At 73.9% G+C, this 10276-nt stretch carries 10 protein-coding genes; 9 read left to right on the top strand and 1 reads right to left on the bottom strand.

Translation table 11 applies throughout. From position 1 onward, the window contains the following. The 6 genes from PYV61_RS13870 to PYV61_RS13845 form a co-directional block, all read left to right on the top strand. Nucleotides 1–449, top strand: a 449-nt coding sequence (locus PYV61_RS13870) for a phosphotransferase (protein ID WP_275832512.1), incomplete at its 5' end; no start/stop codon positions are given. Between the two features lie 115 nt (nucleotides 450–564). After that, on the top strand, nucleotides 565–1026 hold the full coding sequence (locus PYV61_RS13865) for a DUF2214 family protein (protein WP_275832510.1): 462 nt from the start codon (nucleotides 565–567) through the stop codon (nucleotides 1024–1026). A 10-nt stretch (nucleotides 1027–1036) separates the two neighbouring features. After that, nucleotides 1037–2098, top strand: coding sequence for a YncE family protein (locus tag PYV61_RS13860; RefSeq protein ID WP_275832508.1), 1062 nt, complete (start codon nucleotides 1037–1039; stop codon nucleotides 2096–2098). 10 nt (nucleotides 2099–2108) lie between these two features. Further along, on the top strand, nucleotides 2109–2306 hold the full coding sequence (locus tag PYV61_RS13855) for a hypothetical protein (RefSeq protein WP_275832506.1): 198 nt from the start codon (nucleotides 2109–2111) through the stop codon (nucleotides 2304–2306). Next, a complete protein-coding gene (locus PYV61_RS13850; protein WP_275832504.1) occupies nucleotides 2307–2903 on the top strand; it encodes a hypothetical protein in 597 nt (198 codons plus the stop codon). After that, the gene (locus tag PYV61_RS13845; RefSeq protein WP_275832502.1) at nucleotides 2903–3424 is read left to right on the top strand and encodes a GNAT family N-acetyltransferase; all 522 of its coding nucleotides are present in this window, start codon (nucleotides 2903–2905) and stop codon (nucleotides 3422–3424) included. The genes PYV61_RS13850 and PYV61_RS13845 overlap by 1 nt, the downstream gene beginning before the upstream one ends. Nucleotides 3425–3589: 165 nt before the next feature. Here the strand turns inward: PYV61_RS13845 and PYV61_RS13840 are convergent, their stop codons facing one another. After that, complete coding sequence (locus PYV61_RS13840) at nucleotides 3590–4219, bottom strand: YceI family protein (RefSeq protein WP_275832500.1); 630 nt, start codon at nucleotides 4217–4219, stop codon at nucleotides 3590–3592. A 257-nt stretch (nucleotides 4220–4476) separates the two neighbouring features. Here PYV61_RS13840 and PYV61_RS13835 point away from each other — a divergent pair, with 257 nt between their 5' ends. From PYV61_RS13835 to PYV61_RS13825, 3 genes are all read left to right on the top strand, one after another. Next, entirely contained in the window at nucleotides 4477–6990 is a 2514-nt protein-coding gene (locus PYV61_RS13835; protein WP_275832497.1) for a DUF1592 domain-containing protein, read from the top strand. A 20-nt stretch (nucleotides 6991–7010) separates the two neighbouring features. After that, nucleotides 7011–8447: a DUF1552 domain-containing protein gene (locus PYV61_RS13830; protein WP_275832496.1), complete on the top strand. Its 1437-nt coding sequence runs from the start codon at nucleotides 7011–7013 to the stop codon at nucleotides 8445–8447. 38 nt (nucleotides 8448–8485) lie between these two features. After that, nucleotides 8486–10276: ankyrin repeat domain-containing protein (locus PYV61_RS13825; RefSeq protein WP_275832494.1), on the top strand; the 1791-nt coding region annotated here is incomplete at its 3' end.

The following is a 10276-nucleotide window of genomic DNA, read 5'->3' as shown; positions in this document are numbered from 1 at the left end:
CCCTCCGCGCCGGGCTGGCGCCGCTGCGTGCCCGCCTCGCCATCGCCGACGTCGCCGCGCTCGACGCCGCGCTGGGGCGGTGGGCGGACGGCGACGCGGACGACGTCCCCGCCACCGCGCTCGTCCACCGCGACGTCGCGCCGGGGCACGTGCTGTACGACCCGGCGGCCGGGCGACTCACCGGCGTCATCGACTTCGGCGACCTCGCCCTCGGCGACCCGGCGCGCGACCTGATCTACGTCGACGAGGACTTCGGCCCCGACCTGCTGGACGCCGTGCTCCGGCACTACGCCCCGGGCGACGACGCGGCGCTCCGCCGGCGCATGCGGCGGTGGCAGCTGCTGGAGCTGGTCGGCTGGACGCTCGACCGGCTGGCGCGCCGCCGCGCCGCCGAGTCGGCGTACGGGGTCGCCGAGGTGCCGCGGGCGCTGGCGGCGGCCGACGGGTGACCGCGGTCCGGGGGGAAGCATCTGGACTGCCGCCCGTCGCCGCCGTACCCTCCCCGCCCATGCGCCGCCCCCTGCCCCCCGCCCGTCCGCGCGCCCCGATCGCGGCGGCGGCGCGATGATGCTGCGCCTCGCGCTCGCCGCCGCGCACCTGCTGGCGCTCGGGATCGGGCTCGGGGCGGTGCACGGGCGAGCGCGGGCGCTGCGCGAGCTGGGGCGCGTCCCCGACGCCCTGGGGCGGGCGCTGCGCGCCGACGTGTGGTGGGGGATCGCCGCCGCGCTCTGGCTGTCGACCGGGCTGTGGCGCGTGTTCGCCGGCACCGAGAAGGGCTCGGGCTACTACTGGAGCAACCCGGTCTTCCACGCCAAGCTCGGGCTGTTCGTCCTGATCTTCCTGCTCGAGCTGCGTCCGATGATCACGCTCACGCGCTGGCGGCGTGCCGGACGCGACGCCGACCCCGCCACGCTGGCGCCAGTCGGGCGCTCGCTCGCCGCCACCAGCGACGTCCAGACGGTGCTGCTCGTGCTCATCGTCGTCGCCGCCACCGCGATGGCGCGGGGCTACGGGGCGCGTCCCTGAGCCGTCCGCCGTGCCTCCCCACCTCCACCGCCCGTCGATGCTTCCGCGCCCGCTCGTCCTCGCCGCGCTGCTGGCGACCCCGCTCGCCGCGCAGCGCCCCACGGGGACGCTCGTCGTCAGCAACATGAACGACCACACCGCGACGCTGCTCGACGCCGCGACCGGGCGCGTGCTCGCGACGCTCCCCACCGGCGAGGGGCCGCACGAGGTGGCCGTGTCGCACGACGGGCGCACCGCGGTCGTCACCAACTACGGCGTGCGCGGGAAGCCGGGGAGCACGATCACCGTCATCGACGTCCCGGGCGCGCGCGTCGCGCGCACGCTCACGCTGGCGGGGCTCGAGCGCCCGCACGGCGCGGCGTTCCTCCCGGGTGACACGCTGCTCGCCGTGACCGCCGAGGCGCAGCGCGCGGTGGCGGTGGTCGACGCGCGCGACGGGCGCGTGGTGGCGACGCGCCCCACCGGCGGGCGCGGCTCGCACATGCTCGCGATCCCGGCGCGCGGGGACCGCGTCTTCACGGCCAACATCCCCGAGGGGACGGTCTCGGCGTTCACGACGTTCGGCGCCGACTCGGCGCGCGCGATCCCCGTGGGGCGGCAGCCGGAGGGGATCGCGGTGAGCCCCGACGGGCGCCACGTGTGGGTCGGCTCCAACCGCGACAGCACGGTGCTGGTGCTCGACGTCGCGCGCGGCGTCGCGGTCGACACGCTGCGCGGCTTCGGGATGCCGTACCGCATCGCGGTGAGCCCCGACGGGCGCACGGCGGTGATCAGCGACCCGGTGCGCGCCGAGATCCGCGTGGTGTCGGCGGGCGACCGGAAGGTGCGGCACACGATCGCCGTCCCCGCCGACTCGCTGGTCGCGACCGCCGAGGTGCCGGGGTCGGCGTCGCCCGAGGGGGTGGCGATCTCGCGCGACTCGCGGTGGGCGTTCGTGACGCTGCAGGGGCGCAACCGGGTGGCGACGGTCGACCTGGCGCGCGGGGCGATCGTGGCCACGGCGCCGACCGGGGTGTGGTCGGACGGGGTGGGCTACTCGCCGGTGGTGGTGGCGCCGGGCGCGCGGCGGTAGCGTGGGCACCATGCGCGACGCCAACCCGACCCCGCCCGCTCCCCGCCGGGAGCCGCCCCCGCCCGATGACGCCCGGCTCGACGAGGCGTCCGAGGAGAGCTTCCCCGCCAGCGACCCGCCGGCGTTCTCGCCGCTCCACCCGGGGACGCCGGGGGAGCACCCGGACGCGCCGCGGCACCGGCCGGACGCCCCCGACCGGGGCGCCTGAGTGGCGGCCGCCGACCTCTGGGGCACCGACGCCCCCGACGCCTGGCGCGCCGCCCTCGACCGCTACGACGCCGTCGTCGCCCGGCAGGCGGTCGAGCGCCTTCCCGGGCTCGACCGCTGGTACCACGCCGACCTCCCGAAGGCGATCGCGGCCCGCCCCACGCCGCAGCTCACGCACGACGAGCTGGTCCGCCTCACCGAGTGGAAGATGGCGCGCGGCGTCTGGCGGGCGCCGAACCTGGTGCTGGTGAAGGGGAACGCCGCCGACGCGGTCGCCGAGACGAGCGCGACCGCGCTGGCGCAGGCGCCGCACCCGACCGCGCCGATCAAGATCCTGGCGACGCTCGCCGGCGTCGGCCCCGCCACCGCGTCGGCGGCCGCGGCGGCCCACCGGCCGGACGTCTACCCCTTCTTCGACGAGCTCGTCGCCGCCCAGGTCCCGACCCTGGGGGCGGTCGCCTGGACTCTCGGCTACTACGGCAGGTATGCCGCGGCGCTGCGCGAGCGGGCGGGACGGCTGGGGGAGGGGTGGACCCCCGCCATGGTCGAGCGCGCCCTGTGGGCGCACGTCGGCGGGAAGACGGGCGCGGCCGCCTGATGGAGATCCCCCGGCTCGAGACCGAGCGGCTGCTCCTCCGCGAGTACCGCCCGTCGGACTTCGACGCCTACGCGGCGATGGTGGCCGACCCCGACGTCATGCGCTTCCTCGCCGACGGCCGCCCGCTGTCGCGCGCCGACGCCTGGCGCCAGATGGCGTTCTTCGCCGGGCACTGGCAGCTCCGGGGGTTCGGCGTCTGGGCGGTCGAGGAGAAGGCCACCGGCGCCTTCGTCGGCCGCATCGGCTGCTTCGAGCCCGAGGGGTGGCCGGGCTTCGAGGTCGCCTACACCCTCGCCCGCCCCGCCTGGGGGAAGGGCTACGCCCGCGAGGGCGCTGCCGTCTCCCTCGCCTATGCCCGCGACGTCCTCCACCGCGACCCCATCTACAGCGTCATCCGGCCGGGAAACGCCCGGTCGATCGCCGTGGCCCGCTCGTTCGGGGCGGAGCGGGAGCGGGAGGTGGAGTTCTTCGGGGCGGCGGCGGAGCTCTACCGATATCCCGGAAGGGGCGAGCTCGGATAGGGCGAACTCGGGTGAAACGAACTCGGGTGGAGCGAGGCCGGATCTGACGAGGATATTCCTCGTGCTATCCGATCTCGCTCCACCCGAGTTCGCAGTACCTGAGTTCGCAGTACCCGAGTTCGCAGTACCCGAGTTCGCTCTATCCGAGCTCGCCCTTCCGGGTCCTCACGGCTGCTGCGTGAACCGGAAGTCGTACTCCAGCCGCACCGTGTCGGCCACGCTGAGGACGATCGGCACCTTCGGCTGCTCGAGGCTGAAATCCTTGAAGGTGAACGACGTCTTGGCGGTCCCGACGACGTCCTTCCCCTCGGCACGGGCCGTCACCTGCCAGGTGGTGGGACGGGTGACGCCGTGGATCGTCATGTTGGCCGTCAGCGAGAAGTCGCGCGACTGGCCGGCCGGGATCGGGGAGGAGATCCCCGTGAAGGTCGTGGGGACGACGTCGACGGTCGGGTACTTGTCGGTCTCGAGCGTGCGGCGGCGCAGGTAGTTGTCGCGGCGGGTCTGGTCGGACGCCAGCGAGGCCACCTTCACGCTGATCTTGGAGCCGCTGACCACCTTGCCGTCGGGCTGGACCACGAGCTGGCCGGTGACGTCCTTGGTGACGCCGATCACGTCGTTGGGGAGATCCTTGCCGACGAGCTGCTCGCGGACGCGGTAGCGGGCCTCGTTGCCGGTGGGGGCGACCAGGTAGCGCAGGGACGTGCCCTTGGCGGCGGCCGGGGCGGGGGCCTGGGCCGAGAGGGCGGCGGGCAGGACGGCGGCCGCCAACGCGGCGAGGCGGACGTGCTTCATGAACCGTACTCCGGTGGGTGGGGACACGGTGTTTACGGCCAGGGCAACGAAATCGCTACCGGCGCGTAAACGCTCCACGGCCCGGCCGGGAGCGGAACACTTGCCGTACCCCGGTCCGGGCCGGACGATACACCGTGGCCGATACGGTGGCGCCCGTTCAACGAAGTACGGGGGCCGTACGAATTGGTAAAGCACGACGACGCGGGCCGCTGTTGGCCCGCGTCGCACCCGCCCGCGAGAACCGGAGGCCGGTTCGGATGAAAGGCGCGTTCTTGGCCGTCGCCACCCTGACGGCGGTGGTGTCCTTCAAGGTCGGACTCGAGGCGAACGACGGGCTCCCCCGTGCGCTCGCCTCCAATCCGGCCGTCCGAGGGGCCCACGCTTCCCGTCCCGCGTCCGACGCGGCGAAGGCCCCCCGCCGGGCCCGCCGCAAGCCGGCCGCCAACGCCGATCGCGACATCGCGACGCTCAACGACGTCGTGGACGCCTACTGCATCGACTGCCATTCGGCGGGGATGCTGATGGGCAACCTCGACATCGAGGGCTTCGACATCGCGACCGCGGACACCATGCGGCACAAGGCGGAGAAGATGATCCGCAAGCTCCGCACGGAGATGATGCCGCTCCCCGGGCGCCCGCGCCCCGGCGGCGACACGCTCCGCCTGGTGGCCGAGGCGATCGAGCGGCGCCTGGACCGCGGCGGGCGGGTGAACCCCGGCGCCAACACGTTCCAGCGCCTCAACCGCGCCGAGTACGAGCGGGCGATCCGCGACCTCCTCGGCATCAAGGTCAACGCGGGGGACTACCTCCCGCTCGACACCAAGAGCGCGAACTTCGACAACGTCGCCGCGGCCCAGATGCTGTCGCCGACGCTGCTCGAGTCGTACCTCAACGCCGCCACGGCCGTCTCCAAGCTCGCCGTCGGCGACTCGGCGGCCCCGGCCACGCTGTCGACCTACCGCGTCTCCCCCTACGCCTCCCAGCACCCCTGGGACCGCGTCGAGGGGGCGCCGTACGGCACGCGCGGCGGCATCGTCGCCGAGCACGTCTTCCCCGCCGACGGTCTCTACGAGATCCGCTTCAACGTCGGCGGCGGGATGATGATGCACCTCGAGGACATCGACGTCTCGATCGACGGGCAGCAGGTCGCGCGGCTCAAGTACGAGCCGGGCGTGAACAAGTCGATCGCGATGCAGACGGTCCCGCTCGGGATCGACCTGTACAAGACGGCGCTGCTCCCCGTGAAGGCCGGCCCGCACAAGATCTCGGTGGCGTTCGTGCGCCGCGCCGAGGGGCCGTACGAGGACCTGATCAAGCCGCCCGACTGGTCGCAGGTGTCGAACGGCAGCGCGACCGAGGGGACGACGATGCCCCCGCACATCTTCGACATGGGCGTGCTCGGCCCCGAGAAGTCGGCCGGCGTGTCGGAGACCCCGTCGCGGAAGCTCGTCTTCTCGTGCCGCCCGTCGGCCACGCTGCCGGCGCGCGCCTGCGCGACGCAGATCATCGACAAGCTCGGCACCCGCGCCTACCGCCGCCCGCTGTCGGCGTCGGACCGCGCCGGCCTCCTGTCGTTCTACGACAAGGGCGCCAAGAAGGGCGGGTTCGAGGAGGGGGTGAAGGTCGCGCTGCAGGCGATGCTCGCCAGCCCGCGCTTCATCTTCCGCTTCGAGCAGACGCCGCGCACGGTCGCGCTCGGCCACGACTACCGCATCACCGACTACGAGCTGGCGTCGCGCCTGTCGTTCTTCCTCTGGGGGACGATCCCGGACGACCGCCTGCTGCGCCTGGCGGCGAACAAGACGCTGTCGCAGCCGGCCGTGATGAGCGCCGAGGTCAAGCGCATGCTCGCCGACTCGCGGTCGGAGGCGCTCGCGTCGCGCTTCGCGGCGCAGTGGCTGCGGCTGCAGGACGTCGACAAGGTCCGCCCGGACGTCTACTGGTACCCGGACTTCGACGACCAGCTCGCGCAGGCGATGAAGCGCGAGACGGAGCTGCTGTTCACCGACATCGTGCAGCGCGACCGCCCGGTGCTGGAGCTGCTGACGGCGGACTACACGTTCGTGAACGAGAAGCTGGCGCGGCACTACGGGATCCCCGACGTGTCCGGCGACCACTTCCGGAAGGTGTCGTACCCCGACTCGACGCGCCGCGGGATCTTCGGCCACGGCTCGGTGCTGCTGCAGACGTCGGTGGCGACGCGCACCTCGCCGGTGCTGCGGGGCAAGTGGGTGATGGAGGTCGTGCTGGCCGTCCCGCCGCCGCCGCCGCCGCCGAACATCCCGTCGCTCGAGGAGACGAAGGCCGGGATCGGCGGCAAGCAGCTGACGACCCGCGAGCGGATGGAGGAGCACCGGAAGAACCCGACCTGCAACACCTGCCACCAGTACATCGACCCGCTGGGGCTGGCGCTGGACAACTACGACGTGACGGGCCGCTGGCGCTATCGCGAGAACGCGATGCCGCTCGACACCCGCGGGGAGCTGTACGACGGCACCCCCGTGACCAGCCCGGCACAGCTCTCGCGAGCGCTCCTCAAGCGGCCGATCCCGATCGCCCGCGCGTTCACCGAGAACCTGCTGACGTACGCCCTCGGCCGTCGCGTCGAGGATCCGGACCAGACGACGGTCCGGCAGATCACCCGGTCCGCGGCCGCGAACGGGTACCGCTTCTCCTCGTTCGTGACCGGGGTGGTGACCAGCCCCGCGTTCCGGATGCGCCGCGCCGAGGCCGCCCCGGCGGCCGCGGTGGCCGACGACGACTCCCGCTAAGACCCCTGGAGGATTCCGCGATGCACTTCGCTACCGGCAAGGCGCTGTCCCGCCGCACCTTCCTCCAGGGCATGGGCGCCGCCGTCGCGCTCCCCTATCTCGACGCCATGGAGCCGGCGTTCCGCGGCTACTCGCGCGCGGGGCGCGCGGCGGCGGCGGCCAAGAAGACCCGCTTCGTGTGCATGGAGACCGTGCACGGCGTGGCCGGGTCGAACACCTGGGGGGCGTCCAAGCACCTCTGGGCGCCGGCCGGCGTGGGGCGCGACTTCACGCTCAACCCCGACGGCGCGCTGGCGCCGCTGGAGGCCTGGAAGAAGTACCTGACGGTCGTCAGCAACACCGACGTCCGCATGGCCGAGGCGTTCGAGGGGCCGGAGATCGGCGGCGACCACTTCCGGTCGAGCGCGGTGTTCCTCACGCAGTCGCACCCGAAGCAGACGCAGGGCTCCGACGTCTTCGTCGGCACGTCCATCGACCAGATCGTGGCGCGCCGCTTCGGCAAGGAGACGCCGCTCCCGTCGATGCAGCTGTGCATCGAGGACCTCGACCGCGGCGGCGGGTGCGAGTACAACTACGCCTGCGCGTACACGGACACCGTCAGCTGGGCCGGCCCGACCGAGCCGCTGCCGATGATCCGCGACCCGCGCGTGGCGTTCGACCTGCTGTTCGGCGCCGGCGCCAACCACGCCGACCGCGCGACGCGCCGCCAGGCGAACAAGAGCATCCTCGACTGGATCGTCGGCGAGGTCTCGGGGCTGAAGCGCGAGCTCGGCGCCGGCGACCGCCAGCGCCTCGACAAGTACCTCACCGACGTGCGCGAGCTGGAGCGGCGCATCCAGGCGGTCGAGGCGAAGAACTCGAGCGGCGACGCGCGCGAGCTCCCCGAGGCGCCGATCGGCGTGCCGGACTCGTTCGCCGAGCACATGAAGCTGATGTTCGACGTGCAGGTGCTGGCGTTCCAGTCGGACATGACGCGCGTGACGACGTTCAAGACGAGCCGCGACGCCTCGACGCGCCAGTTCCCCGAGAGCGGCACCGACAAGACGTTCCACCCGGCGTCGCACCACGGCGGGCGCGAGGCGGCGATCCTGGACTACAACAAGATCAACCGCTACCACGTCAGCATGATCCCGTACTTCCTGGAGAAGCTGAAGGAGAGCCAGGACGACGGCGGCAACCTGCTCGACCAGACGGCGATCATCTACGGCTCGCCGATGGCGGACGGCAACATCCACAACCACCGCCGCTGCCCGCTGATCATGCTCGGCCACGGCAACGGGATCCTCGAGGGCGGGCTGCACGTGAAGGCCCCCGACGGGACGCCGATGGCGAACGCCTTCCTGTCGCTGCTGCACGGCTTCGGCGCGACGGACATGGCGAGCTTCGGCGACAGCACGGGCGAGCTCGCGCTCTCCGCGCCGTCCGGCAGCGCGCCGGCCGCCGCGCAGCAGCGCTGAGTCCGAACAGACCGCGATCCACGGCCCCGGAGGTCGGCTTGAAGCACGTCCGCCAGCTCGCGCCACTCGCTGCACTCGTCCTGGCCCCGGCGGCGCTGGCCGCCCAGGGGGCCGACCGGGGGCGCAAGGTCACCGTCCCCGCCGCCACCCGCCCCGCGGCGGTGCCGGCGGGGGCGCGCCCCGCGCTCGCCCTCACCGCCGTCGCCGACGCCGCCCAGAACGGCGACGCGGCCGCCGGGCGCGCGCTCCTGGCGCGCGGCGCCGCGGCCGACGCGGCCCAGGGCGACGGGATGACCGCGCTCCACTGGGCCGCCGACCGCGGCGACTCGGCCATGGTCGCCGCGCTGCTGGCGGCCAAGGCCCCGGTGGAGGGGCGCACGCGCATCGGCGACTACACGCCGCTGCACATCGCCGCCCGCGCCGGGAACCCCGCCGTCGTGCGCGCGATCCTCGCCGCCGGCGCCGACGCCAAGGCGACGACCACGAGCGGCGCCACGGCGCTGCACATGGCCGCCACCGCCGGCAACCCCGACGTCGTGCGCGCGCTGCTCGAGAAGGGCGCCGACCCCAACGCGAAGGAGTCGCAGTGGGGGCAGACGCCGCTGATCTTCGCGGCCGAGCGCGACCGCGGCGCCGCCGCCGCCGCCCTGGTCAAGGCGGGCGCCGACGTGTCGGTGCGCACCCGCGTGGTGAACCTCACCGAGCAGGCCGCGCGCGTGCAGTCGGCCACCAAGAAGCGCGACTCGATCCTCATCGGCTTCGAGCCGAAGGCGCGCCGCGACTCGGCCGACGCCGACCACAAGCGCGCGGTCGACGCGGCCAAGGCGCAGCTGACGCAGCTGCAGGCGCAGCAGCGCGCCGCCGCGACCCCCGCCGCCGGCGGCGGCGACCCGGGGAACCTGGTCAACAACGGCAACGCCGCGCTGATGCTGCAGTTCGCGTCGCGCATGCCGGCGCGCCAGCCCCGCGGGCCGTTCACCCCCGAGCAGATCCAGGCCGCCATCGACTCCGGCCGCGCCGTGTTCCTGGCGCCGGCCGCGGTCAAGACGGACTCGGTGCGCGAGCAGGTCGACACCGCCAACGGCGGCGTCGCCGGCTACGCCAAGCAGGTCGGGAGCGTGGGCGGGCTGACCGCGCTGCACCACGCCGCCCGCCAGGGGAGCGTGGCCGCCGCGATCGCGATCGCCGAGGCGAACCCGAAGGCGATCAACGACACCACGTACGTCGACCGCATGACGCCGCTCATGGTCGCGGCGGTCAACGGGCAGTACGACGTGGCGCTGGCGCTCGTCGAGCGCGGGGCGGACCCGAACATCACGACCACGTACGGGATGTCGCCGCTGTACGCGGTGCTGAACGCGCAGTGGGCGCCGCGCTCGCGCTACCCGCAGCCGCAGGCGGTCGCGACGCAGAAGACGGGCTACCTCGACCTGGTCGAGGCGATGCTCAAGGCCAAGGCCGACCCGAACGCGCGCCTCGGCAAGCAGCCGTGGTGGTTCGCGTACAACAACTGCGGCTCGTTCAACTGCGGCCTCGAGGTGATCGACGGGACGACGCCGTTCTGGCGCGCGGCCTACGCCCTCGACGTCGACGCGATGCGGCTGCTCAAGAAGCACGGCGCGACCGACACGATCCCGTCGACGCCCCCCGCGCCGCGCGCCCGCCCGGGCGCCGCGCCGGCGGCGGGCGACTCGGCCAAGGCGCGCCTGGCCGCCGACGACAAGGGCGGCAAGCGCGAGGCGCGCCCCGCGGCCCGCGTCGCGTCGAACACCGGCAACAACCCGAACGCGCCGGCCGCCGGCGACACCGCGGCCAAGGCGCGCCGCGAC

Origin of the sequence: Roseisolibacter sp. H3M3-2 (assembly GCF_029211165.1) — a bacterium.
Classification (GTDB): Bacteria; Gemmatimonadota; Gemmatimonadetes; order Gemmatimonadales; family Gemmatimonadaceae; genus Roseisolibacter.
This window is presented reverse-complemented; position numbering and strand designations above follow the sequence as displayed.

What these genes read in the sequence shown, in the direction of transcription:
- PYV61_RS13845 (WP_275832502.1), top strand. Translation starts at nt 2,903, where the DNA reads ATGGAGATCCCCCGGCTCGAGACCGAGCGGCTGCTCCTCCGCGAGTAC.
- PYV61_RS13830 (WP_275832496.1), top strand. Translation starts at nt 7,011, where the DNA reads ATGCACTTCGCTACCGGCAAGGCGCTGTCCCGCCGCACCTTCCTCCAG.
- PYV61_RS13835 (WP_275832497.1), top strand. Translation starts at nt 4,477, where the DNA reads ATGAAAGGCGCGTTCTTGGCCGTCGCCACCCTGACGGCGGTGGTGTCC.
- PYV61_RS13865 (WP_275832510.1), top strand. Translation starts at nt 565, where the DNA reads ATGATGCTGCGCCTCGCGCTCGCCGCCGCGCACCTGCTGGCGCTCGGG.
- PYV61_RS13840 (WP_275832500.1), bottom strand. Translation starts at nt 4,219, where the DNA reads ATGAAGCACGTCCGCCTCGCCGCGTTGGCGGCCGCCGTCCTGCCCGCC.
- PYV61_RS13855 (WP_275832506.1), top strand. Translation starts at nt 2,109, where the DNA reads ATGCGCGACGCCAACCCGACCCCGCCCGCTCCCCGCCGGGAGCCGCCC.